This window comes from Nocardia sp. NPDC049707 (assembly GCF_040674855.1).
GTDB lineage: Bacteria > Actinomycetota > Actinomycetes > Mycobacteriales > Mycobacteriaceae > Nocardia.
The window spans coordinates 89,064-113,622 of the sequence record NZ_JBFANN010000022.1 but is presented as its reverse complement, the minus strand read 5'-3'; the positions used below and the strand labels follow the sequence as shown (position 1 = coordinate 113,622).

General features: G+C 64.5%; 22 protein-coding genes, 1 tRNA gene and 1 pseudogene. 14 read left to right on the top strand and 10 right to left on the bottom strand.

What is annotated here, in order from left to right; translation table 11 throughout:
- Window positions 1–516: 516 nt before the first annotated feature.
- Window positions 517–1,632: a lipase family protein gene (locus tag AB0J29_RS20860; protein WP_364788439.1), complete on the bottom strand. Its 1,116-nt coding sequence runs from the start codon at window positions 1,630–1,632 to the stop codon at window positions 517–519.
- Window positions 1,633–1,965: 333 nt separating this feature from the next.
- Between AB0J29_RS20860 and crcB the strand changes: the two genes are divergently transcribed.
- From crcB to AB0J29_RS20830, 6 genes are all read left to right on the top strand, one after another.
- On the top strand, window positions 1,966–2,424 hold the full coding sequence (gene crcB / locus AB0J29_RS20855) for a fluoride efflux transporter CrcB (protein ID WP_364788412.1): 459 nt from the start codon (window positions 1,966–1,968) through the stop codon (window positions 2,422–2,424).
- Between the two features lie 32 nt (window positions 2,425–2,456).
- Window positions 2,457–2,831 carry a DUF190 domain-containing protein gene (locus tag AB0J29_RS20850; protein WP_364788409.1) on the top strand — a complete coding sequence of 125 codons (375 nt, stop codon included), beginning with the start codon at window positions 2,457–2,459 and terminating at the stop codon, window positions 2,829–2,831.
- On the top strand, window positions 2,828–3,190 hold the full coding sequence (locus tag AB0J29_RS20845; protein ID WP_364788406.1) for a CrcB family protein: 363 nt from the start codon (window positions 2,828–2,830) through the stop codon (window positions 3,188–3,190). Before AB0J29_RS20850 ends, AB0J29_RS20845 begins: the two co-directional genes overlap by 4 nt.
- 47 nt (window positions 3,191–3,237) lie before the next feature.
- A complete protein-coding gene (gene pgm / locus AB0J29_RS20840; protein ID WP_364788403.1) occupies window positions 3,238–4,878 on the top strand; it encodes a phosphoglucomutase (alpha-D-glucose-1,6-bisphosphate-dependent) in 1,641 nt (546 codons plus the stop codon).
- Window positions 4,879–5,245: 367 nt separating this feature from the next.
- A complete protein-coding gene (locus AB0J29_RS20835) occupies window positions 5,246–6,562 on the top strand; it encodes an MFS transporter (protein ID WP_364788436.1) in 1,317 nt (438 codons plus the stop codon).
- A gap of 208 nt (window positions 6,563–6,770) precedes the next feature.
- Window positions 6,771–7,472, top strand: a complete 702-nt coding sequence (locus tag AB0J29_RS20830) for a thioredoxin domain-containing protein (protein ID WP_364788433.1) — start codon at window positions 6,771–6,773, stop codon at window positions 7,470–7,472.
- A 36-nt stretch (window positions 7,473–7,508) separates the two neighbouring features.
- Here the strand turns inward: AB0J29_RS20830 and AB0J29_RS20825 are convergent, their stop codons facing one another.
- From AB0J29_RS20825 to AB0J29_RS20815, 3 genes are all read right to left on the bottom strand, one after another.
- A complete protein-coding gene (locus AB0J29_RS20825; protein WP_364788400.1) occupies window positions 7,509–9,467 on the bottom strand; it encodes an MFS transporter in 1,959 nt (652 codons plus the stop codon).
- A gap of 397 nt (window positions 9,468–9,864) precedes the next feature.
- On the bottom strand, window positions 9,865–10,197 hold the full coding sequence (locus AB0J29_RS20820) for a transglycosylase family protein (protein ID WP_364788397.1): 333 nt from the start codon (window positions 10,195–10,197) through the stop codon (window positions 9,865–9,867).
- A gap of 834 nt (window positions 10,198–11,031) precedes the next feature.
- Complete coding sequence (locus AB0J29_RS20815; RefSeq protein ID WP_364788394.1) at window positions 11,032–11,883, bottom strand: class I SAM-dependent methyltransferase; 852 nt, start codon at window positions 11,881–11,883, stop codon at window positions 11,032–11,034.
- Between the two features lie 81 nt (window positions 11,884–11,964).
- Between AB0J29_RS20815 and AB0J29_RS20810 the strand changes: the two genes are divergently transcribed.
- Together AB0J29_RS20810 and AB0J29_RS20805 are read left to right on the top strand one after the other, a co-directional pair.
- Window positions 11,965–12,552 (top strand): TetR family transcriptional regulator C-terminal domain-containing protein, encoded by a 588-nt coding sequence (locus tag AB0J29_RS20810; protein ID WP_364788391.1) that lies wholly within the window; start codon window positions 11,965–11,967, stop codon window positions 12,550–12,552.
- Between the two features lie 251 nt (window positions 12,553–12,803).
- A tRNA-Ala gene (locus tag AB0J29_RS20805) sits at window positions 12,804–12,876 on the top strand.
- A 1,198-nt stretch (window positions 12,877–14,074) separates the two neighbouring features.
- Here AB0J29_RS20805 and AB0J29_RS20800 read toward each other — a convergent pair.
- Window positions 14,075–14,455 (bottom strand): hypothetical protein, encoded by a 381-nt coding sequence (locus AB0J29_RS20800; protein ID WP_364788388.1) that lies wholly within the window; start codon window positions 14,453–14,455, stop codon window positions 14,075–14,077.
- 328 nt (window positions 14,456–14,783) lie between these two features.
- On the opposite strand from AB0J29_RS20800, the gene AB0J29_RS20795 reads away from it, so the two are divergent.
- Together AB0J29_RS20795 and AB0J29_RS20790 are read left to right on the top strand one after the other, a co-directional pair.
- Window positions 14,784–15,383 (top strand): helix-turn-helix domain-containing protein, encoded by a 600-nt coding sequence (locus tag AB0J29_RS20795; RefSeq protein WP_364788385.1) that lies wholly within the window; start codon window positions 14,784–14,786, stop codon window positions 15,381–15,383.
- A gap of 32 nt (window positions 15,384–15,415) precedes the next feature.
- Window positions 15,416–16,057 (top strand): response regulator transcription factor, encoded by a 642-nt coding sequence (locus tag AB0J29_RS20790; RefSeq protein WP_364788382.1) that lies wholly within the window; start codon window positions 15,416–15,418, stop codon window positions 16,055–16,057.
- 19 nt (window positions 16,058–16,076) lie between these two features.
- Here the strand turns inward: AB0J29_RS20790 and AB0J29_RS20785 are convergent, their stop codons facing one another.
- Together AB0J29_RS20785 and AB0J29_RS20780 are read right to left on the bottom strand one after the other, a co-directional pair.
- Window positions 16,077–18,236, bottom strand: a complete 2,160-nt coding sequence (locus AB0J29_RS20785; protein ID WP_364788379.1) for a serine hydrolase domain-containing protein — start codon at window positions 18,234–18,236, stop codon at window positions 16,077–16,079.
- A 196-nt stretch (window positions 18,237–18,432) separates the two neighbouring features.
- Window positions 18,433–19,212: a WXG100 family type VII secretion target gene (locus AB0J29_RS20780; protein ID WP_364788376.1), complete on the bottom strand. Its 780-nt coding sequence runs from the start codon at window positions 19,210–19,212 to the stop codon at window positions 18,433–18,435.
- 197 nt (window positions 19,213–19,409) lie between these two features.
- Between AB0J29_RS20780 and AB0J29_RS20775 the strand changes: the two genes are divergently transcribed.
- Window positions 19,410–20,114, top strand: coding sequence for a DUF4272 domain-containing protein (locus tag AB0J29_RS20775; RefSeq protein ID WP_364788373.1), 705 nt, complete (start codon window positions 19,410–19,412; stop codon window positions 20,112–20,114).
- Between the two features lie 270 nt (window positions 20,115–20,384).
- On the opposite strand, the gene AB0J29_RS20770 is transcribed toward AB0J29_RS20775, so the two are convergent.
- Both AB0J29_RS20770 and AB0J29_RS20765 read right to left on the bottom strand, forming a co-directional pair.
- Window positions 20,385–20,624, bottom strand: coding sequence for a hypothetical protein (locus AB0J29_RS20770; protein WP_364788370.1), 240 nt, complete (start codon window positions 20,622–20,624; stop codon window positions 20,385–20,387).
- Between the two features lie 120 nt (window positions 20,625–20,744).
- Window positions 20,745–21,647 carry an IS5 family transposase gene (locus AB0J29_RS20765; protein WP_364788367.1) on the bottom strand — a complete coding sequence of 301 codons (903 nt, stop codon included), beginning with the start codon at window positions 21,645–21,647 and terminating at the stop codon, window positions 20,745–20,747.
- A 225-nt stretch (window positions 21,648–21,872) separates the two neighbouring features.
- Between AB0J29_RS20765 and AB0J29_RS20760 the strand changes: the two genes are divergently transcribed.
- The 3 genes and pseudogenes from AB0J29_RS20760 to AB0J29_RS20750 all read left to right on the top strand — a co-directional run bounded on the left by AB0J29_RS20760 (window position 21,873) and on the right by AB0J29_RS20750 (window position 24,298).
- Window positions 21,873–22,037, top strand: coding sequence for a hypothetical protein (locus tag AB0J29_RS20760; protein WP_364788364.1), 165 nt, complete (start codon window positions 21,873–21,875; stop codon window positions 22,035–22,037).
- 228 nt (window positions 22,038–22,265) lie between these two features.
- Complete coding sequence (locus tag AB0J29_RS20755; RefSeq protein WP_364788361.1) at window positions 22,266–23,399, top strand: IS701 family transposase; 1,134 nt, start codon at window positions 22,266–22,268, stop codon at window positions 23,397–23,399.
- 209 nt (window positions 23,400–23,608) lie between these two features.
- Window positions 23,609–24,298 (top strand): annotated as a pseudogene (locus tag AB0J29_RS20750) (tyrosine-protein phosphatase).
- Here AB0J29_RS20750 and AB0J29_RS20745 read toward each other — a convergent pair.
- Entirely contained in the window at window positions 24,295–24,519 is a 225-nt protein-coding gene (locus tag AB0J29_RS20745) for a hypothetical protein (RefSeq protein WP_364788358.1), read from the bottom strand. The pseudogene AB0J29_RS20750 and the gene AB0J29_RS20745 overlap by 4 nt on opposite strands.
- Between the last annotated feature and the right edge of the window lie 40 nt (window positions 24,520–24,559).

The following is a 24,559-nucleotide window of genomic DNA, read 5'->3' as shown; positions in this document are numbered from 1 at the left end:
GTCGGCGATGACCACGGTTGACGAGTTGTCCGAGTTCGCCCAGCTGGGTTCATTTGTCGAGACTCGCGACTTCGTCGCATGCGCTTCGACGGCTCGGACGCGAGACGGGCCGCGAACGGGTCGCTCGTAAGACTCGCTTCGTCGTGGTCGGTGATGGCGGATCGTTCGGCATCTGGTGCGCGGCGTCGAGACTCGCGACTTCGTCGCATGCGCTTCGACGGCCCGGACGCGAGACGGGCCGCGAACGGGTCGCTCGTAAGACTCGCTCCGTTGTGGTCGGTGATGGCGGATCGTTCGGCATCTGGTGCGCGTGCGTCGAGACTCGCGCTTGCGGCGCATGTGCTTCGACGACTCGGCTGTGTTCGATGGCCGCGCTGCGACGCGGACGCGAGACGGGCCGCGAACGGGTCGCTCGTAAGACTCGCTCCGTGGTGGCCGAAAAGGAGGTCACTCACGGTTTGTCCGAGCCGGCGCAGCGTCCTCGTCAGCAGACGTGGGCGCTGTGTTGTTTCCGCGTCAGCAGTTGCTGGGGGCTGGAAGTCCCGCGAACCGGTCGGACAGATAGTTGAATGCCCGTGGTGCACCGGCGAATGCCGCCGCGTTGTGGTCGGCGCCCGGAATCAGGTCGAACAGCACCGGCGTGCCCGCCGCGCAATAACGGCCGACCACCTCGCGGGCCAGCCATGGATCCACCCGGCGATCGTTGGCGCCGTGCCATTCGTAGATCGGAGCGCGTGGTACACCGGGATATGTCTCCAAGCTGTTCTCCTGCAGGATCCGGATCGTGGCGTCGTCGGCGTCGAATATCGAGCCGTTGAACACATCGTCGAAGTCCTTGTTCGCGCCTGCCGCGATGATTTCGGAGGTGCAGGCATTGGCGACCTGGTTGCGCAGTGCCCAACCCTCGGGATTGAGGAACCGCTCGATCGACAGCTGGGCCGGATATTCGCGCTCCAGACCGACCATCGCCGCGAATCCGAGGCCGAACAGGGGGTCCGGCTGCACGCCGATATCGCGGGCCAGCTTGTCGATATTCACCGCGACCCCGCCCTGCGCGACCCCGACGATCGGCAGCTCCGGCGCATACTCCGGTGCCATCGCCGCTGCGAACCCGGTCGCCATGGCGCCGCCCGAGTAGCCGGCCATACCAACCGGACTATCCGCGAGATCGGCTGGTACGAAACGCTTTACCGCGCGTATCCCGTCCAGGGTGAGCTGGCCGCCGAGACGTGCCGTGCCATAGGCACTGGTCGGCCCGAGGTGGTCGGGAACCGCGACCGCCCAGCCGCGAGCCAGCAGCAGATTCAGCGCGGGCGCTTCCTGCATGCGGCCGTCGAAGAGGCTGTGCGACGGCGCGCACTGCATCCCAAGCGAATTGACGAACGGCTGATACGAGACCAGCGGCCGGTTGCGTCCGCCGCCCACGGGCAGCAGCAGGGTGGTCATGGCCGCGATGGGATCGCCCGCCGAATCGATCGACCGGTACAGCAACTGCCATACCGTCGCGCCGGGAAAGCCCGGCGCGCCCACCGCCCGACTGCGGATCACATCGCCGGGCTGGAAGTTGGCCACATCCGGTGGCGCCCAATAGAAACCGTCCGGCTCCGGAATCGGATAGATCGGCTCTGCCATGGTGGGCGGTGCATGGCCGAGTCCGGCCAGCGCGACCGCCAAAGCCGCGATGCCGAGTCGCCGGACCGAGGGTCCCCAGTTGCGGCGAATCGATCTGCCGAACAGTTGCTGGCGCCCGTTTTTCGCCGCCTTCCGAGGCGCTTCGGGCACCGCCATTGGTGTCACCATCATCGCTCCCGACCTATGTCTGTTGGGGGTAGGTGGGAACTTCGGCCAAACCTTCAGGCGTTCGTAGCTTCCGTGCGCCGCCATGTCGACGAACGGCGCTGGTCATGGTACGTGCCACCGTCCCGGATGTTCGGCCCGGCCGACCCGACCATTAGCATTGCGCCGGTGACATTCGGCTCGGCAGGAGGTCAGCGCATGGGGCAGCGGGCCCACATCCCTGCTGTCGAGCCGTCGGTGCTTGCGGTGATCTCCCTCGGCGGTGGTCTCGGCGCGCTGGCGCGCTACGGCATCGGCGTATGGTGGCCCGCGCAACCGCATCAGGTCCCCTGGGCAACCTTCACGATCAATGTCGTGGGATGCTTTGCGATCGGAATTCTGATGGTTCTGATCACCGAGGTATGGGTAGCCCACAGACTGCTCCGCCCATTTCTCGGTATCGGTGTGCTCGGCGGCTTCACCACTTTTTCCACCTACAGCCTCGAGGTTCGTAGACTGCTCGAATCGGGTGCCGCGGTCGAGGCGCTCGGCTATCTCGGGGGGACAGTGGTGGCGGGACTGGGGGCCGTCGTGCTCGGCATGATTTCGGCGCGGTGGGCTACTGGTACGGCACGGCGGACGAGTTGATAGTGGAGAGCGCGACGGAAGGGGGTCAGGCGATGGAAGATTCACCGATGGGCACTGGTCCGGCGGCGGGGCAGTGGCACCCGGCGGCGCGACTGACGCTGCTGCTCGACGAGGACGACAAGTGGCGGCATGGGCCCCTGTTCCATGAGATCGTGCGGCGCGCCCGCGACGCCGGACTGGCCGGTGCCAGCGTGTGGCGCGGGGTGGAGGGTTACGGCGCGTCCTCGCGCATCCACACCAGTCGGATCCTCGATCTGGCCGAACACCTACCCGTGCTGGTGATGATCATCGACGAGGCCGAGCGGTTGCGTACCTTCGTCGCACAGAATTCCGAGGTGCTCGCCGCGGTGAATGTCGCATTGTCCGAAGTCGAGATCTGGCAGCCGACGCTGGGGGTCGCCCGATGATGGTGGTGCTCGTCCTGGCCGGTGGCATGCTCGGCGCCCCGGCGCGGTATCTCATCGACCGTGCGGTGGCCGCGCGATTCGAATCTCTGCTACCGCTGGGCACATTGACCGTTAACATTATCGGTTCGGCGTTGCTCGGTGGACTGATCGGCGCCGGCACGAACAACTGGCTGTTGGCCGCCGCGGGAACAGGTTTCTGCGGTGCGCTGACCACATTCAGCACGTTCGGCTACGAGACGATCAGGCTCGCGGCCGAGGGCGCCTACGCCTATGCGCTGGGCAATGTGGTGCTCAGCGTCGTGACCAGCCTGACCGCGGTGTTCGTCGCCGCGGCCACGACGCAGTGGTTGTGGACATGATTTTGATGACGAGCCGGGCGCAGCCGACATGGAAGGGAGACCCGAGCATGGCCCATGATCGAGCCGGGCGACCCGCGCGTCCCACCGACCTCGAGGACATCGCGCGTCTGGTGACGGCCTACTACAGCCGCATCCCGGATCCGGCCGAGCCCGCACAGCAGGTCACATTCGGCACCTCGGGTCATCGAGGCTCCAGCCTGGACACCGCTTTCAACGAGGCGCATATCCTGGCCATTACCCAGTCGATCGTGGAATACCGTGCCACGCGGGGGATTACCGGTCCGGTCTATCTGGCCCGCGATACTCACGCGTTATCCGAACCCGCGTGGACCACCGCGCTGGAAGTGCTGGCCGCCAATGATGTGACCGCGATGATCGACGCCCGCGATCGCTACACCCCGACACCCGCGCTGAGTCATGCGGTGTTGCGGCACAACCGCGGCGGCGCAAAGCATCAGGCCGACGGCATCGTCGTCACGCCGTCGCACAACCCGCCGCGCGACGGTGGCTTCAAATACAATCCGCCGCACGGTGGTCCGGCCGATACCAAGGCCACCGACGCCATCGCCACCCGCGCCAACGAACTCTTGCGCAACGGCTTGGCCGGGGTGCGACGGACCACGCTGCGGCATGCGCTCGAGAATTGCGTCGAGCGCTACGACTACCTCGACCAGTACATCGCGGATCTGCCGAATGTGCTGAACCTGGACGCCATTCGTGGCGCCGGGATCCGACTCGGCGCCGATCCGATGGGTGGTGCCAGCGTCGACTATTGGGAGGAGATCGGGCAGCGCTACGACCTCGAACTCGAGGTCGTCAACCCGTTCGTCGATCCGACCTGGCGGTTCATGACGCTGGATTCCGACGGCAAGCTCCGGATGGATCCGTCCTCGCGCTATGCGATGGCCTCGCTGATCGCCATCAAGGACGACTACGACATCTCCACTGGTAATGATGCCGACGCGGATCGGCACGGCATCGTCACGCCCGATGGCGGCCTGATGAATCCGAACCACTTCCTCGCGGTCGCCATCGAATATCTGGTCGCGAATCGGATGGGCTGGGATGCGCTCACCAAGATCGGCAAGACGGCGGTGAGTTCGTCGATGATCGACCGAGTGGTCAGCGTGCTCGGGCGCGATGTGTACGAAGTGCCGGTCGGATTCAAATTCTTCGTGCCCGGATTGTTCAGCGGCAGTCTGGCTTTCGGCGGTGAGGAGAGTGCGGGCGCATCCTTCCTACGGATGGACGGCACGGTGTGGACCACCGATAAGGACGGAATCCTGCTCGCCCTGCTGGCCACCGAGATCGCCGCGGTCACGGGCCAGAGCCCGTCCGCGCGCTATGTCGAACTCGAGAAGCGCTACGGCAGTCCGGCCTATGACCGCATCGACGCCCCGGCAACCCCGGAACAGAAAGCGCTGCTCGGGAGGTTGACACCAGACATGATCACCACAAAGGAGATCGCCGGTGAGCCCATCACCGCGGTCCTCACCCGCGCCCGCGGCAACGGCGCGCCCCTCGGCGGCCTGAAGGTCACCACTGAAAACGCCTGGTTCGCCGCCCGCCCCTCCGGCACCGAAGACAAGTACAAGATCTACGCGGAGTCCTTCGAGGGCTCCGAACACCTGGCCCAGGTCCAAGCGGCCGCGGAAGAAGTGGTGGGGCAGGCGCTGTCCGGTGAGTGATAGATCGACTGTGGATTCGGCGGGTTCGCCAGGTTCTGCGGGACCGGTTCGGGCGGTTCCAGGGCGATCTGCGACGGCATCGGGGTCGATGCGGACGGCGGCGGTGTCGGGTTCGGCTGGAGCGTCCGGATCAGCAGCATCTTCGGGTTCGACAGCGTCGGACGGGGCAGCGTTCGGTTCGGCGGAGACCGTAGTGGTGTCGGGTTCGGGCGAGGCGTCGGGTTCGATGGGATCGGCCGCTTCGCTGGGTTCGGCAGCAGGCGCGTCGGGTTCGGAAGTGCCAGCGGGGTCGGTGGAAACCGCGACTGCGTCGGGTGCGGCTGGGGTATCGGATTCGGTTGCGGTGCAGGGTGGGGTGGCGGCTGGATTGAACGGGGCGGCATCCAGGGCTGTCCCGGTCGAGATCTGGGTATTGGTCGGAGCTTCGTTCGTCATCGCCGTCGGGTTCGGGCTGGTGGCACCGGTATTGCCGCAGTTTGCCCGGGGGTTCGGGGTCGGGGTTGCGGCCGCGTCGGCAATTGTCAGTGCGTTTGCGTTGATGCGGCTGCTGTTCGCGCCGGTCAGTGGGCGGTTGGTGCAGCGGCTGGGGGAGCGGTCGGTGTATCTCGGGGGCCTGTTGATTGTCGCGGTGTCGACCGGGGCGAGTGCGTTCGCGCAGAGTTATTGGCAGCTGCTGGTTTTGCGGTCGGCGGGCGGGGTCGGCTCGACCATGTTCACGGTGTCGTCACTGGCGTTGGTGATCCGGATGTCGCCGCCGGCGCAGCGTGGGCGGGTATCCGGGCTGTGGTCCACGAGTTTTCTGATCGGGTCGGTGAGTGGTCCGCTGGTCGGCGGTGCGCTCGCGGGGCTCGGGTTGCGCGCGCCGTTCCTGATCTACGCGGCGGCGCTGTTACTCGCTACCGCGGTTGTCTACGTGAACCTGCGGCATTCGACATTGGCCGCGCCGGAACCGGTGGGCGGGCTGCGGCTGATGTCGTTCCGGGAGGGATTGGCTCGGTCGGAGTACCGGGCGGTGCTGCTGTCGAACTTCGCTAATGGTGCGGCGGTATTCGGCGTGCGAATGGCGCTGGTACCGCTGCTCGTCGTCGAAGTGCTGCATCAGAAACCGGGCATGGCCGGGGTGACGCTCACGATGTTCGCCGCGGGCAATGTGGCGGTGCTTTTCGCATCCGGCAGGCTCTCGGACCGCTTCGGGCGCAAGCCATTCCTGATCACCGGATCCCTGATCTGTGCGGCCGGTACCGCCGGACTCGGTATCGCGTCGAGCCTGCCCTGGCTGCTTGCGACCTCATTCGTGGCCGGGCTGGGCTCGGGCATGTTCACTCCCGCACAGCAGGCGACGGTCGCGGACGTCATCGGACCGAAGGCCCGCGGTGGACCGGTGCTCGCCGGCTTCCAGATGGCGGCCGACCTCGGCACCGTCATCGGCCCGGTCGCGGTGGGCGCGGTGGCCCAACACTTCTCCTACGGCATCGCTCTCGCCTTGACCGGTGCACTACTCGCCGTCGCGGCCGCGATCTGGGCGCTCGCTCCGGAACCACTGCACCGACGTGGTGTCGAATCGGTGGTGGAAACCGTCGCGGATTGCCCACCGGACCACATCTGCGGCCCCGACGGCGCCGAGCCCCTCCTCGTCGAAAGCCCGCACCCCGACCACCAGGGCAACAAATACACCTCCCGCTGACCGGACGTCCATCCGTAGCGTGTGCTCTCGACGTTTGCCTGAACCAGGACCCCGTGCACCGGGTGGGCGGTGGTTGGGGCAGAGTGTTCGGGGTGAGCGAGCGTCAGCGAGTGAACCATCAACACAGTGCGCAATCGCGCACGACGGAGTCGAGCGTCAGCGAGGCGCAGTCGTGAGCGAACCGGGATCGAAGTACACGCCGCGGCCGATGTCCAGCGCGACTACATATGCCCTCGGTGGCGTAGCGCTCGCGCTCATCGTGTTGATCGTGATCCTGGCGTTCCGGTGGGGGCGCGACGACGCCGAGATCCGTAATGACGGATACGGGCCGGTGCACAGCGCGGATGTGCACGTGGTCCTGGACCAGAACAACGGCACGATTCTCCTCGGCCGCCCGGACGCGGCCAAGACCGTCGATGTGTACGAGGATCCGCTGTGCCCGTCCTGCGGCGTGCTGGAGCGGCTCTATGGTCAGGAGATCGCGCAGCAGATGGATGCGGGCAAGCTCGCCGTCCGCTATCACTTCGTGACATTCCTCGACCCGAAGTCGAAGAGCAAGGATTATTCGACTCGTGCGGTCGCCGCGAACGAATGCGTCGCGGATAACGGTTCGGGTCCGGTGTATTCGAAATTCCACGCGCTGCTGTTCACCTCCAAGCAACCGACGGAAGGCGGCGCGGATCTCAGCAATGACGATCTCGCGAACGCCGCCAAGGAATCGGGCGCCTCGCTGGAGGCGGTGCAATGCATCAACTCCGGCGCGAAACTCGACGCGGCGAAGATCCACGCGCAAATGGCGCGCGCTGCACTGACCGATGCCAATGGCGAGGTCGCCACGCCCGCCGTTTTCGACGGCAAGAACAAGATCGACGTGAACAACCACGAATGGGTCGTCGACCTGACGAAGTGATCGTGCCAGGCGGTGGCGCCGCCCGGCACGAAGCACCTAACCGGCGGGTTCCGGCTCGGGCCGACCCTTCGCGATCGCGGCCAGTTCGCGCTCGACGAGTTCGTCGTGCGCCTTGGCCGCTGCGGCCGCCTTCTTCGGGTCCCAGTGTCCGGCCATCAGGAAGACGAACGGTAGGAACGCGACCTGCGCGGCCAGGCAGATCCACCACCAGCGTTTCCATTGTTCGGGGGAATCGGCCTTCGCCTGCTGCACTTGCTTGGCGTGTGTGGCCAGATAGGCCTGATCATCGGCCGGGATGGTGCCAACCGACTGCAACTGCGTAGTCGCCTGCGCCAATTTGGGGCCGACGGTCGCCGCCACCGCGAGATCGGCCGTCGGAATCTGCTGCACGGCTTGTAGGCGCGTGATCGCCTGGTCCACCGGAATGCCGAACTTCTTCGCGACCTGTCCGACCGCCGCGAGTCCGGCGTTCGCATCGGCTGGGTTCGTGGCCAGTGTTGCCAGTGTTGCCGAATCGATGGCCTGCAGCGTTGCCAACTCCTGCGGGTAGCGGGTGTTGAGACCGACGGTGGTCTGGATATCGGCAGGTGTCGCGCCGGTCAGTTTGGTCAGCGCGGTGATCTGTGCGGCCTGATCATTGGGGTTCTGTTGCAGGGCAGCAAGGGTCTCCGGGCCGACCGTCTGGATGGTCGCGAGTTGCTGGGCGTATTTGTGCGTGATCTCCGACAGCCGCGGTCCGTAGTTGACCAGTGGTCCTGCCGCGTTAACTATGATCAGCAAGCCGAACAGCACCACGGTGACAACCCCGCGCAGCGTGCCGCCCCACACCGCGAGACCCACCGCGGTCGCGGCCGGATTACGGGCCTCGACCGTTTCGGTGAAGCTCGCCATCCAGGTGGAATAGGCGATGCCGGTGCCGACCGCGATCACCACGAAGACCGTCGCGAACGCGTAGTAATCGGTGTCGGGCTGATCGGTGTAGCCAATGAAGATGTACATTCCGACGATGCTGATAAGCGCGCCGACGATCATGAACGGCTTGCGCACCTTGACTTTGTCCGACACGATCCCGGCCAGCACCAGGGCTATCGCATTCGCGCCCCAGTACCAATTGCCGAGCGCATTGGCCTTGGCCGAACTGAAACCGAAGTTCGTCGCCATATACACCGGTAGGAACGACACGATGGTGTAGAAGAAGGCGAGGAACAGGCTGATCGCCAAGGCGGAGCCGATGATGTTGGGACGCAACATCTGTCGCCATACGCCTCGTTCGAGTCCCTTGACATCGAGACCACGGGCCCTGGCCTCGATCAACGCACGGTCGCGCAATGTCACCATGATCTGGTCGCGCAATGGCGGACTGAGTTCACGCAATCCGACCACCGCGACCACCGCGATGACGACGCTGATCACACCACACAGCCGGTAGTGGTACTGCCAATCCGGATGCGCGTCGAGCGTGCGGGTGGAGATCTGCGTGGTGACCAAGGCGCCGATGACCGGACCGAGCGTCCAGAAGCCCATCGCCGACGCTCGGTCCAGCTGCGGGGAGAAGTCGCGGATCAGCGCCGGTGTGGCCACCAGCACCGCGCCCTCGACAATGCTCACCAGGCAGTACACGAACAGGTACTGCTCCTTGGTGGTCGTCGCGGGCACCGCGAACAGCGTCAGCAGTGAGCAGATCACCACGCCGTAGGCGACGATATTCGCCCGCCCCCATCGATCCAGTACGCCCGCGAGCACCGAGGCGACCGCACCGAAGGCGGCGCCGATGATGAAGATCCAGACGAAGTAGGCGAAGGACAGGTCGAAGTAGGCGATGAGTTCATTGCCCACCGCGCCGGTGACGAATACCTGGTAGTAGAGCGCGATCGAGGCGATGACCACGACGGCCAGATACCAGGAGCGGGCGGGTGTATCGGGATAGTGCGGTAGCCTGCGTTGCCACAGTCCCGTGAGCACGGTCGGCGGATCCGCAATCTGGGTCGAGCTCATGGTCGAGATGCCTTTCTAGCCACGGCATTTCGTAAAGGACCTGAACCGTACCTGGATCAGGACGAGTTGCCGGGTGGACACAGGGTAGTGAGATGGATCACTGCCCGCAGGCGTTTCGGACCATGAGAACGATCGATTTATGCGATTGGAATAAGCGGTACCGATGAGTGGGACTATTCGTTGACTTCGCAGGCACCTCGAGCTGCGATGGGAATGATGAATCCGGCCGCAGTGGTAGGGTTCGACCCCGATGTGGGATGGGTGTTCACCGGAATTGTATGGGGGTTGTCCGCAGGGTTGCGGGAAATAGTTCCGGCACTGGTGATTTCGTTGATGTCCTATTGACGACAACGGGGCCCGTGCCTGATGGCGCGGACCCCGTCAGGTCTATTCGGTCTTACAGGTAAGCGCCGCACACGGGCCAAGCGCCCGGTCCCTGGGTGGCGAGCACATTCTCCGCGACGCGGATCTGCTCCTCGCGGCTGGCGTTGTTCGGGTTACCCGAGCCGCCGTTGGCGGCCCAGGTGCTGTGCGTGAACTGCAGACCGCCGGAGAAGCCGTTACCGGTATCGATGCCCCAGTTGCCGCCGCTCTCGCACTGTGCGACGGCGTCCCAGTTGTGGCCGGAGGCCGAGGCGGTGGCGGTGGACAGGCCGAACGGAACAGCGGCGATGGCACCGGCGACGGCAGCGAGACCAAGGGCACGGGTGAACTTGCGCTTCTGAGTCATGTGGATTCCTGGCTGCGCCCGCTCGGCCCCGGCGGACTTCCGCCGTGTCCCTGCCCCCCAGCAATGTCGGGGACCCTCGAAACCGCGGGGCAGGGTTACCGGCGTTCGGCGGTTCGAGTTCGAGCCCATCGCGTTGATCGGGGCTGCCGACGACGCTAGCGAAGAATTCGCTACAGATCACGTTGGAATAACGGCCGAATTGATTCGGTCGCAGACTGAAGTTTCGATATTCCCGCTGTTCGGATCGGTGAAAATGTATACATACGGCGGCTTGTGATAGTTACGTTATGTGTTCGGTATCACTGTGAAATAGTGATGTCCATCGCGGTTCGGACCGAATCCTGGGATGAATGCCCGGTTCTGCCGCCGGTTTGATGCGCGTCCCGCCGGGTGCGGATGGTGAATTTGTTGTCCACTGGGGTATTTGTGAATCCCGCCCGACTCGATTCATCGTCGACAAATCGCGCCGTGTGGCATGTCGGTGCTCGCTGGCGCTGCCTACGCATCGGCCTGTGCCGCAGCGGGCAGCCGCTGGCGCGGCTCTGCCCGGCCGAGCGACGCTCGCCCGGGCTGCGGCATGCTCCGCGGACCAGATGCGCACCCCGGCACACTCGTCTCGCGCAGTCGCATCCCCACCGTCTGCGCTCCCGGCGCGACGACACGCAGCTCGGCGATGACGCACGTGGAATCGGACATGTGTGATCACGAACAGCGGTGTGGCGTGAACCGCACGTTGGTCGGCACGCCGGGTGCGGTTTGGCTCACTTTTGCGCGTCAACGAGAGCTATGGCTCGGGGCCTGCTGATCTTCCGTTCCGTTCGGGGTGGATCCGCGTCAAGAATTTGGCCGGTTTGGACGTCTGGCGACGACGGCGAAATTCAGGGGTATCCGGTGCGACTTTTCCGCAAGGGTCCATCCCTGCGCGCAGGGGATGAGGTCGGAGAACGCTGGCCAGTCCATGTAGGGCAGCTCGGTGAATGCCTCGATCCTGAGTCCGGCGTTCAGTAGTGAGCCGATGATCTCGCCCAGGTCGTGACGCCATTCGTGGTTGGTGACGTGCTCGATCTCTGCTCCAGCGGCGTTGTCTGTGTAGGTACCGGAGTCTTCGTACGTGCGGGCGCCTCCGCCGCCGAGGTAGTCGTCGGTGATCTCCCAAGGTGCGAACTCCATGGCTCCGAGGATCGGGTGATCGTCGCGGATCATGAACACGCCTCCCGGTTCGAGCAGGTCATGGATCGACCGCGCCCAGGATGTGAGGTCGGGGAGCCACACGATCGTTCCGGCGCTGGTGACGACGATGTCGAAGTGCCGGTCGATCAGGGTCGAGGCGTATCGTGCGTCACCTTCCATCCAGGTGACGTCGCGGCCGTCGGCCTTCGCAATTCTGGTTGCGTGGGCCAGGGAGTTGGGCGAGAAGTCGAGGCCGTGGACATCGGCCGCGCCGAGACGCGCCCACGAGATGGTGTCTGTGCCGATGTGGCATTGGAGGTGCAGCAGCGAGAGGCCCTGGACTCCGGTTTCAGGCAGGTGCGGCGCGAGCACCGACAGGTCGTTGAGCACGACCGTGGAGATCTCTGTTCGGTCGGCCAGGAAGCCTTCGACGTCGTACATCTCGGAACGAGCGTGGACGTCGGCTCGGTCATCCCAGTTGGCTTGATTGTTGGCGACAGCTTCTGCTTCGCGCATGGTGTTCCTCTCGGTGTCGGCATCGCAAACTCTTTGTATCACGACTGTGATACTTAAGCGTTGCGGATTTATGCTGTAGCGATGCCAGTGCAGGTTGATTCCGATGAGCGTCGGCGCCATATCACCGAGGCGGCTCTGCGCTTGGTCGTTGAGAAAGGGTTGGCTGCTGTCACTTTTCGGAAGGTCGCAGCGGAGGCTCGTCTGAACATCGGGTCGGTTCGCCACTACTTCGCCGATCACGAGTCTCTGGTCGTCGCGACGGTGACCGCGGCAGGCGACCGTATGGGGCAGCGGCTTGCCCGCCATGCGGTGCCACGCCGTCCCGTTGGTGAAGCGGCGCGGCGCCATTTGATCGCCGTGCTCGAGGAAATCGTTCCGTTGGATGATGAGAGGCGCCGCGAAGCGGTTGTCCTGCTGGAAGTCTTTGCCGCCTCGCGGACCAGTCCCGCATTCGTGCCTGTGACCAGGCAGATGGCGGCGGATTTGCATGCCGTCTTGGTTGAGGCGCTGATCGCGATTGGGGTAGCGCATCCTGTTGCGGAAGCGGTTCGCCTGGCCGCTCTCGTCTCCGGCCTGTCGCTGAACGCCGTCACCGCACACGGAGCTGTCGACCCGGCAACAGTGCAGGCGGTACTGCGAATGCACGTTGCGGCACTAACCATGGCATAGATGTTCGGGGATATCCCGCCGTTACGGCCGCGATGCCGAACGCCGCCTGAAGTTCGTGACGTTGTGCCCGGATCGTAAACTCCGGGACCCTGCCGGAAAGTCTGACGCACAAGATCATCGCGATCGAACATGTATTCGATTTGTCTTCGAACAACCCCCTCCATCACCCTGAATCGAGGCGATTTGGTTGCCGATACGCCAGTGGTGTAACTTCATTCAGGCAGTCAGGGAAACCCGACAGCAACCCATCCGGGGCTATGGCGCAGCTGGTAGCGCACCACACTGGCAGTGTGGGGGTCAGGGGTTCGAGTCCCCTTAGCTCCACAGAAATAGCAGGTCAGGCCCGGTCTCAGACCGGGCCTGACCTGTTTTTTGTGTCTGGCCCCGCGTTTACCCCCCGTTTTGGTCGTGGATTCTGTTTGGTCGGTGCGCCGGTGCGGTCGTCTGCTGTGGTTGCCGTCGTCGCAGGTTGGGGTCCCCGGCAGGACACACAAAACATGGGCAACTGAAAAACACCTGGTCATCGCAGGTGCCTATTCGATCTGACGATGCTGGTGGGCCGGTCGGAATGGTTTCTGTTCCCTCTTCGAAGTGCCCACACGGCAAGGGCATGTCGAAGTGGGGAACGGGGACGGGGCCTGTGGGTTCACGATGCCGCGATCCCCGACAGCTGCCGCGGAATCCATGACCCTCGTACCGGGTAGCACGGGCATGGGGGCGACCTGGCCGCCAGCGGCTCAAGCCGGGTGGGGCGAAGCCCTGACATTGAAAGACCTGTCGTAGACAGAAAGGCCGCCAACGGGTCGATGTCGATGCATCCGTACTGCTCGACCCCGCACCGAGCGACCAGTAGCGCGTCTATCAGGGTGATGTACGTCGAGTACAGCTGGGGCTGCCGTGTCTGGCCCACCAACATGCAGCGGCACCCGTACCTGGCCGCCGGGGCCAGGTCCAGCCGAGGATTGTCCCCGATCACGAACGTATGTGCCGTTTCACCTTGGCTCGCAATGATTTTCGCGTACACACGGTCCTTGCCGACATCTGCGCTGTCGAAGACCGAGTGAAGATCATCGACCAGCTCGGTGATCCTGAGAGCAGCCAGCACGCTGCGAGCGTGAGTCGCCGGGGCCATCGTCACGACGACCCGGGGGACCTGGACTCGAGCCAGTGCAGCCTGAAGCCTGGGGTCGGGCCGGAGGATCTCGGCTGTAGGGCAGGTCCGCGTAAACCTCACGGGCCCAGTGGACCCGAGACAGGCCAAGGTGATCGAGCGCATCCAGCACAGACGGGCGCTCCACTTCGAGGGCAGTCAACTTCCGCGTATCCAACCCTGCCCGTTCCAGGAAAAACGCCGCCGTCCGGGTGTCGATGATTTCGGTCAGGACGCTGTCTTTGGGGTACACAGTGCTGTCAAGGTCCAGGACCAACATCCCGATCTCACCCCCCATCAGCGCACCCTCATGGCTCGTCGCGGCTGGGAACGCACCCGGCGGACCAGGTCGCACCGCGGCCGTGTCGATGCTCAGACGACCTCGACTACGGCCGGCGAACGCCGACCGCGGCGCAGAAGTATCCACCGGCCGTGCAGCAGATCCACGACGTCGACGGTCGCATCCTCGCCACTGACCTCGGCGTTGTTCACATACGCCCCGCCCTCGGCGATCGTGCGCCGACCGGCCGATCTACTTGCGACCAGACCGGTCGCGGCGAGCAGATCGACGATGTCGTGCTCGCCACGTGCAACAGCCGCCGACGGGCTTATCCCGGAGATCATGATGAACAGAATCAGGTCGGGGTTGGGGATGAGTCGTTGCTCGTTTTCCAGCTCGGCGAGCTGATCTTGTAGCCGTGTTTGTTGGTCGCGGAGTTCGGTGCGGCGGGTGTTGATGTCGCGGACGCGCAACGAACCGGAAGCGATACAAGCCCTATCCCCGCCCTGCACAGCACTTTTCGGCGGCGCGTCCGGTGGGTCACCCCGAGGGTGGCTTCGATCTGGGCGAGCTTGTCTCTGACGCCGCTGTAGCTGACCTGCAAGCCCTCGACTTCGCCGAGCCAGCCCTCGCGTCTCGCTTCGATGCGCGAGCTTCGAGGTTGTCTCGGATCTCTTCCAGCCTGGCTCGCTGCGCCGGGTCGGGTCTAAGGAGCGATGCCATGCTGGAACAGCAATTGCGGTAAATTGGTTATTGAAATAATCAGATTATCGTTTGGTTGGGCGAGAGGAGCGGATTCGAATGCGGCGAGAGGTCACCCGCGCGCGCAATCGCGCCGCACTCCTCGACTCGGCCGTGGCCGTCATCGCGCAGCACGGATACGAAGCGGCTCGCGTCGGTGCCATCGCCGACGCGGTCGACCTGACCACCGGCGCCGTGTACTCGATCTTCGGCAGCAAGCGTGGGCTGCTGATCGCCGCGGCCCAGCGCATGATCGATGAGCAGCTCGAAGTCCTGGAGCGGCTGGCGGACCCGAAACTCACGCTGACCGAGGTATTGCACGAGCTGGCGCGGATCAGCTACCAGGCGGCGACCGGCGACATGGCGAACGTGCGCGCGTCGTTCCAGCTCGAGGCGATGGTGGCCGGTATGCGCGACCGCGACCTGCTGACATCGGTGACCATGGTCGAGCGGACCGATACGGCGCTCGCGCGGCTGCTGACCGACCGGCACCTCGATGGCTCGGTCGCTCGCACCACACCCGAGCAGGCTGCCCGCTTAGTGCCTGCCGTGACCGCGCTGCTGAGCGGATTGTCGCAAGAGTTGCTGTTCGCCCCTGGCGGCATCGACCTCGACTACTGCACCGACGCCATCGCCGTGCTCGTTGAACTGATCAAGTAATGGCTGCGAGCGCGAGAACCACTGGAGCCGCCATGCGCGTTGTAGTCGCCGAGGATCATGCCCTGATGCGGGAGGGGCTCGTGCTGTTGCTGCGTAGTTCCGGTATGGAGGTGACGGCGGCCTGTGACAATGCCGTCGATCTCATCGCCGCGGTCACCGCCGACCGACCCGACGCGGTGATCGTCGATATCGGGATGCCACCGACGCGCACCGATGACGGATTGCGTGCCGCGATCCAGCTGCGGCGGGTGTATCCCGGGCTGCCGGTGCTGGTGCTGTCGAGCAGCATCGAGCCCGAGCATATCGGCGACCTGCTCGCCGATGGTGCGGGCGGCGTCGGCTACCTACTCGAGGAGCGGGTGGAGAAGGTGGCGGACTTTCTCGATGTCCTGTGCCGAATCGCGTTCGGCGCAACGGTATTGGACCCCGAGGTGCTCACGCAGATCGTGCGGGGCTACCGCGCCGACCCGCTTGCGGCGCTGACGACTCGGGAACGCGAGGTGCTCGCGCTGATGGCCGAGGGTCACAGCAACACCGCCATCGCCGAACTCCTACTGGTCAGCAACGCCGCTGTGCACAAACACATTCGCGCGATCTTCGCGAAACTCGATCTGGGCAGCGAGGGTCGGGTGCATCGCCGCGTCCAGGCCGTGCTCGCCTACCTCGATGTCTGACGCCGAGCCACCCCGGCGCTCACCGCGAGCACACCGCGATGTCGAAGGCGGCATCGATCGCCGCGCGCGGCCGGTCTTCCAAGGTCAGCAGGTTGACGGTCAGGTGCACGGCGCGCCCATCGGGGGTGACCACGGATCGTGTCGTGAAGCCTTCGAGGTCTCCGCCGTGTCCCCATGCTTCCTTACCGCAGCTCACTTCCCGTCGCATGAGGCCCAGCCCGTACTGCATTCGGGAATCCGGCGGACCGGCCACGGTGTGCTTCATCTCGGCGAGCAGATGCGGTGGTAGCAGCCGGCCGTCCAGTAGCGCGATAAAGAATCGGTTCAGATCGGCGGCGGTCGAGACGAGCGCTCCCGCGGCGCCGGCCCAGGATGTGTTCATATCGGTGGCATCGGCGAACGTGCCGTCGGCATCGCGATAGCCGTGGGCGTGTGGCCCGCGGATGGTGGTTTCGCCGTCTTGCGGATAGTAGGTGGAATTCAGCCCGAGTGGTTCGATGATGCGACGGGAGATCTCGGCGCCGACAGATTGTCCCGTGATCTTCTCGATCAGCATGCCGGTGAGCAGGTATCCGGTGTTCGAATACTGCCAGCCAGTTCCCGGTTCGAACAACGGCGGCTTCTTCGCCAGCACGGTGCGCACCAGATCGGCTGCTTCGTGCTGCTGCGTGCGGACGGTATCGAAATTCCCCAGCAGCTCTTCGTCGGCGTAGTCCGGCAGTCCTGCAGTGTGCTGGAGCAGTTGGCGCACAGTGATCCGATTGCCGTCGAATCCGTTGCCCTGCAACGTGCGGGGCAGGTAGCGCTCCACCGGCGCATCCAGGTCGACCTTGCCCTCGTTCACCAGTTGGAGCACCACGGTCGCCACGAAGGTCTTCGTATTGCTGCCCACCCGGATACGGTCATCGAGGGCGAACGGCCGGCCGGAGGCGGTGTCCGCGACGCCCGCGCTCACCTGGCGATCGCGGCCGGCGGCGGTGAAGACCACCTGTGTTCCCGGGATGCCCTGGCGGACAATCTCATCCAAGTTCCGAGCCAACTCGGGCGAGGTCGACTCGCGCGGGCACACCGCGGCGTCGAAGGCGGCCTTCATTGCCGTTGCCGCCTGGGTGGGCTGCGGCAGCAGGTTCGCGGTCACGGTCACCGCGACGCCGTCCTCCGTCACACCACCCCGCGTCGCGAATCCGAGGGTGGCGCCGCCGTGTCCCCAGACTTCCGTGCCGCAGGACATCGGAATACGCATGAGACCAAGACCGGCCTGGGCGCCGGGTTGCAGCGCGTCGGCGGGTACGGTGCGCTGCATTTCGCCGAGCAGGTGCGGCGCCAGCAGCCTGCCGCCGAGCAATGCGGTGAAGAAGTGATTGAGATCGGCCCCGGTCGATACGATCGCACCGTCGGCGCCGCCGATCCCGTAGGGATCCAGTTCCGTTGCGTCCGTTCGTTGTTCGTCGATCACGATATAGCCGTGCGCATGGGGGCCGCGGAGGGTGGTTTCGCCGGGCTCGGGATAGTATGTCGAGGTCAGCTTCAAGGGCTGGATGATTCGAGTGGTGATCTCGGTGCCGACGGGGCGTCCGGTGACCTTCTCGACTACCAGGCCCGCCAGCAGATACCCAGCGTTGGAGTAGATCATCCGCTCGCCGGGTTCCGCCAGCGGCGGCTTGGTCGCCAGGACCTCGCCGACCAACGTGGCGGCGTCGAACGGCTGCCGATGCACATTTCCCGCGCTCTTCGCCATCTTCTCGGGTTCGATGTAGTCGGCCAATCCGGCGGTGTGCTGCAGCAGATTTCGCACGGTGATCCGATGTCCGTCGTAGCCGTTGCCGTGGACGAACCCGGGTAGGTAGCGCTCGACCGGCGCATCGAGTTCGATCTTCCCCTCGCCGACGAGTTGCAGCATGACCGTCGCGACGAACGACTTGGTATTGCTGGCGATCCGGATCCGATCGTCGAGTGCGAAGGCGCGGCCGGATGCCGTGTCGGCGACGCCCGTGGTGGCGGCGCGGTCGCGGCCATCCTGGGTGAAAACCACCTGAACACCCGGAATTCCCTGCCGAACAGCATCATCCAGCGCACTCCGCAGTTCTGGTGGCTCCGCCGCAGTGCTTGCATTCGAGTCATCCGAGGTGCCTTCCGCACACGCTGTTGTGATCGCGAGGACGGCGGCCGCTGCTGTCACCGCACAGGCAGTACGTCGAAATTGTTTCCAGGACAATGGATTCCTTTGTCAGAGAGATTTTTGGGCGAAATGATCAGAATGAATTTTCCAAGATCGATCGGCTATCTCAACCGTAGTTGTCCATGCAGTTCCTGGCGATAACGCCAGTGACCGAATTATCGGTATCGCAGAAGATATCGAAGGGGTATCGCCAGCGCTACATGGCCGACACCATCGGCACCCGTCCGAAACCGAGCGCGCCGAACTGCGTTGCCAACTGCGAGATATCGGCATCGACTTGCCGCGATCGTGCAGTGTGCCAGCCCGGAACTCGGGCCCGTCGAGGCCGACTTCCTCGCCTGGTGCGTCCTCGGGACTGCCACCAGCGTTTCCTACCACCGCCTCGAATTGCCCAAGAAGCAGTTCGTAGAGCTGCTCGCGGGAGAACGCAAACGATTGCGGCAACCCCGGTCGCTCCCCACCACGCTCGAGAAGCGGTCGAACCCCCTGAACCTGTCACGGATGACACGTTCAGGGGTTTGAACCGTCCTGGGCCAATGCCCACCTTCTTGATCGGGAAGGTAGAGATCATGCCGACGAAGTACGACGCGGCGGCTTCAGCGAGGTCAGCGGAGGATTCCTCCAGCGCGGCGATGACCGTCTCGGAACCGTGCTTCCATTCGAGCCAGGACTCGTCGTAGGCGCTGGCAGCTTTCCCTTGCCATCCTTCGGCGAGCAGTTCCTTACCGATCGCGTCGTCGAGCTTCAACAGCTCGTCTCGGATCGCCTGGGCCTCACCCGAGGCAAATCGGGCCGCCTCACGCAGCCGGTCCACCTCGATCTGGAGCTCCCCGGACACCCCCCGCCTCCCTCCGTCGCGCAGCTCGCCCCCGAACAATATGACGCAGAGCGCACCCACCCGGTTCCACACCATGGCATCACTGGACAGCTCGGCACCCCGCGCCACGCTCACGGCCTCGTAGCTGATATCGATCATGTGGTGCCTGTCGGTCAAGCGCCCATGGCTTCGGGTGTGGAAGTTTCGACCCGCTGGGCTGCGAGGCCAGATCGACTGGCACTTGGTAGCTCTGCGCAACGCAGCCGGAATCGCAGAAGCTCAGAAAACTCACTAAACTTCACCACGCACACAGCGCCTTTCGCAACATGGGGGTTCACAAGAGAGTGTCCGAGAAAATGGCAACTTCGGTAATGGCTCGCGCGCGACAGCATGGCCTGGAATACGAGTTCCTGGCCCCGGTCGAAGATTCTTTCGATATCCAGTTTCGTAGCTCGACCACCGTGGCCAGGAGAATCCTGGCATTACATGGATTGCTCGGAGTTCTTTTTCATTCCGACCCCCGTGAAATCGTGGAGTGGATGCGGGCGGAAAGCATGATATCTGAATTCACCACGCAGGAAAGGCAAATACTGGCTATTGTCGAGCTTCCGGAAGACGAAATGTTCTGGAAACAAAGAGCATTCCACCAGCATCGACTCACATGGCGCGCTGAGTCGCTGAATATGTTGTTATGGGCTACGGGAAGGTTGGACAGCGTGCCGGCGGCCGATCAACGCGCAGACCTGACGGAAGCGGCCGATCACCTGCCGGTGCTGGGTGAACGACTACAGCCTTTCGTCGACAATGCGGTACTTCGATCTCGCGACGAAATCCTTGCTGAAATGCATTACTACTCGTGCCTCGCCGGTCATTTCGACACGCTCCGCACCTTGCAGGAGTTCGCTCCGGACGAAGCCGAAGAATACGAAGAACGCATCCACGGCGTGCACGAACTGCTCACCGAGGAACGCTTTCACTCGTTGCATTGGATAGCGTGTGCCGGCGAATCGGACTGGGATACGGGCGACACTCACGTAAAGGAAACCCATTGGCTGGCGTGATCTGTCGGCCACGGATTGGGCGGTACCATCGCAGACGTCCGAATCAACCTGGTCGTACGCGCACCAACCCAGCAGGTCGCGGCGAGTAGTAACACCTCCGTGCACCGGCGAGGCCCGCCTCGGATGAGGTCCCTCGACCGGTATTTATCGGAGGGTGCGGCGGCCAGGCAGCACATCCCTGGTGCGCAGGAAGACTTCCCGCGCACCCCGCGCATGCGCACTCGCAGCTGCTCCCGCGTCTCAACCGGCAGACGGCGCCTGCCGAAGCCACTATCGGCGTGCGGTGTTCGCGGCCGTGATGAACTCGATCTGAGCGGCTGATGGTCCGCGCAACTCGCTCCCGAGCCGTTCGACTTCGCCGGCCTGCATCCGGTACAGGCCGTCACGCAGGCCCGCGTCACCACCGTGGAACCCTTCCGAAAGCGCCATCCGCTGTGCCGCGCCTCGGGTGAGGCCGGGTCCCGCCTCACGCGATGCCGTCCGCCGCCCTGCCAAGGTGAGCACACACATGCGATCGGCCTTGCCGGGCGCGGATCGGCGATCACAGCCTCGACATAGCTCTGCCCAGCGACCGCCGAGCGGGACTAGGTTCTGTATCGAAGTGGTGAGGGCGGGTCGGTTGTCCCGCCCTCATTGGTGTCGTAGCCAGTGATTGATGGCAGCGATGTGGATAGTGGCCAGATAGCGGACAGCGAGTTTGTCATATCTCGTCGCTACCGCTCGGTGTTGTTTGAGCTGGTTGATGCCACGTTCGACAGCGTTGCGGTCGCGGTAGATCACCGGGTCGAACGCTGGTGGCCGGCCTCCGGTGCGGCCGCGGTTGCGGCGGTGCGCTGCCTGGTCCGCCGGAACTGGGATGGTTACCCTGATGCCGCGTTGGCGCAGCCATTCGCGGTTGCTGCGACTGGAATACGCCTTGTCGGCCAGGATCCGACCAGGGCGCACCCGCGGTCGGCCACCGCCTGGTTTGGGTACCTCGATCGCGTCGAGCACCGCCATCATCTGCGGGCTGTCCCCAGCTTGACCTGGTGTGATCAGCACCGAAAGAAGCCGACAGCCTTGCTCGCAGGCCAGATGCAGCTTGGTAGTCCAGCCGCCCCGGGAACGCCCCAGCGCATGATCGGCCGGCTCGGTCGCGACACCGCCGGGCGGCTCGGCCTGCCGGTCACCGTCTCGGCGAGCTCCAGCCGCGTGCTGATGAGCCCTCGCGATCGTGGAGTCGACACTGACCTGCCACACGATCGCCCCGGCGGCATCGGCGAACGCCTGCAACAACTTCAGGAGCAGCGCCCACACCCCGGCCCGCTGCCAGCGCCGGAACAATCCATACACCGCCGGCCAGGACCCGTACTCGGTCGGCACGTCCCGCCACGGCGACCCCACCCGGGTCCGCCACCGAATCCCGTCGATGAGCTGACGTTTCGTCCATTTCGGCGGGCGGCCCGCCTTTTTCCCGCGAGGCAACAACGGCTCCAACCGCGCCCACTGGGCATCGGTCAGATCCGCTCGCCCCGCCACCGCTACTCTGGCCACGAGGTCTCCGGCACTGTTCAGGTTTGCTTGGTCGCTAACCCGAAATACCGGAGACCTCACCCATATGCCAACGTGGGCAACAACTTCCACCAAACATGCAGATGGGGTGGCACCGCACAGCGGTGCCACCCCATCACAGACTTCGATACAGAACCTAGGTGCTTCGCTGTTGCGCAGAAGCTGGCCAACGCCGTCGCGGAAGATCCACCGCTGTACCGGTGCGTCGTGGCTGCCCGCCAGTTGACCGTGAACGAACTCGGCGCGGTCCGTGGCACGGTGCCGCGATATGAACGGCGGCCCTTCTCCGTCGACGACGTGTACGCCTATGTCACAAAGTACTTCAGCACTCAATGGCCGCAGGAGGATACCGACCGCCGTGCCCACCAGTAGCGGCGTTGTTCGAAGTTGTCATACGACCACCCTCGGACCGCGTCACGTACCCGGGTACGTGGGAGCGATACCCTGACGACCTCCTAAGCACTGATGGTGCCTCTCGCTGAATTCTGTTGTCGTTGAGCGTTTTCGAGTTCGTCTCCGGTCGGTGGAAGGTGAGGTCATCCACTCTTGGGTTAATACTGCAACGACACTTGCATGAGTCGGTGCTGGTAGATCTGTTGTGTGGCGTTGGATCATGTTGTGGCCGAGTTGGATTCGTTGATCAGCAGGGTCGGTTGTCGATTCGCGCGGTCCGAGCCGCGGGCTCGGGCGCGCGAATACGTGTCGGGGCTGGTAGCGGGCCTGGAACGTAAGAACGGGTGGACCGTGGCCGAGCATGCTGGGGAGGCGGGCCCGCAGGGGATGCAGCGGTTGTTGCGTAAGGCGGATTGGGATGTCGATGGGGTCCGCGATGATGTCCGTGCCTATGTGGTCGAGCACCTCGGCGATCCGGAGGCGGTGGTGTCGGCCGACGAGACCGGATTCCTGAAGAAGGGCGTGAAATCGGCTGGGGTGCAACGACAGTACTCCGGCACGGCCGGACGCACGGAAAACTGCCAGATCGGGGTGTTCTTGGCGTACGCATCGCGGCATGGGCACGCGCTGATCGACCGGGAACTGTATCTTCCCGAATCGTGGACATCGGATCGGGATCGCTGCCGCGACGCCGGAATACCCGACGAGGTGGAATTCGCCACCAAGCCACGCCAGGTGATCACCATGCTGGAGCGGGTGCTCGCCGCCGGGATCCCGTTCGGATGGTTCACCGCCGACGAAGCCTACGGCCAGGCCGGCTACCTGCGCGACTGGCTCGAAGACCACAACGTGTTCTACGTGATGGCCACCCGCTGCGACCAGCAGGTCACCACCCGCGCCGACCGCAGCGCCCGCGCGGATACGCTGGTCGCCGAGTTCGCGGCCTCGGCGTGGCAACGGTTGTCGGTCGGCGCCGGTGCACACGGACCCCGCGAATACGACTGGGCGCGCCACCCGATCGACGGCAGCTGGGCGCGCGGACGCGGGCACTGGCTGCTGGCGCGGCGCAGCATCAGCGACCCGACCGAGATCGCCTACTACCTGTGCTACGGGCCGCACAACGCCAGACTGGTGGACCTGGCCTGGACAGCAGGATCGCGGTGGCACATCGAAGAATCGTTTCAGCAGGCCAAGGGCGAGGCCGGGCTCGACCACTACCAGGTCCGCACCTTTCGGGCGTGGTACGCCCACATCACCCTGTCGATGCTCGCCCTGGCCTGGCTGGCCGCCTCCAAAACCGTTGCCGCAAAGGGGGACTCGGCGGCAACGACGAAGACATGATCGCGCTGACACTACCCGAGATCCGCCGGCTACTCGTCGCATTCGTCCTCACCCGCCACCATGAAGCCAGTCACATCTGGGCCTGGTCGAGATGGCGACGCCGTCGCCAATACCAAGCCCGCCTCTCCCACTACCGACGCCGTGGACACCCACTCACCTGAGTGTCGTTGCAGTATTAAGGCATCGGGTTCGGCCATAGAGTTGCTGGAGTGCAGGGTGTGGATGGAACGGACTGTCACGGTAGTGGTGAGTTGACGCACCGCCATATCGGTTGGGACGGGTTTCTGAACACCAGGGACCTCGGCGGCGTACCGACGCGTGACGGTGGCTGGACCCGGTTCGGGGCGTTTGTTCGCTCAGCAGGCCCTGCAGGGATTACGGCAGCTGGCTGGCTGATGGCCGCCGAGGCCGGTGTCCGGACGATCATCGACCTCCGCAACGACGACGAGATCCGGCAGTACGCTGCGCGGACTGCCCCTCCGCTCTACGTCGATCGAATCGAATTGTCCGGGTCGGACTGATGCTGGGAGTATCTCGAGCGTGAACGCCTCAGCGGCACACCGAGGTTCTTCCGCCCGTTCTTGGAACGCAAGCCCGAGCGCTGTGTAGCTGTCGTGCGAGCCATGGCCCAAGCGCAAGAGGGCGGCGTCCTGTTCCACTGCGGGCTCGGTCGAGACCGTACGGGTCTGATAGCGCTTCTGCTGCTGGCGCTGGTTGATGCGGAACCCTCGGCCATCGCCGAGGATTACACGCTGTCGTTTCGCCCTGGGCAGGACACTAGTTCGCATGTCCAGGCCGTCCTCGAGGCTCTTGATGGCCTCGACGTCGAGGCCTGCCTGCTCGCCGCGGGGGCCAGCGCGGCCGATCTCGCTGCGATCCGTCATCGGTTGGTGAGCTAGACGTTCTCCTGCGTGGTCTTTTGGTTCGGCTGGCCCGAACTAGCCGGACCGAACAGCGCAGTAATCAGCAATAGCGGACGTTCTGTGCCGCACCAGGTTCCGGGCACCGGCGCCACCTGAGGGTGCGACAACACCAGCGGATCGGCAGACGCATTTGGATCAATGCTCATGAAAGTGAGCAGCGCTCTTGCAAATGGCGTCTGAATCGGTACACTGATCACAGTGGAGAGCAGCGCTCACACAAGAACCGCGCTGATCTCG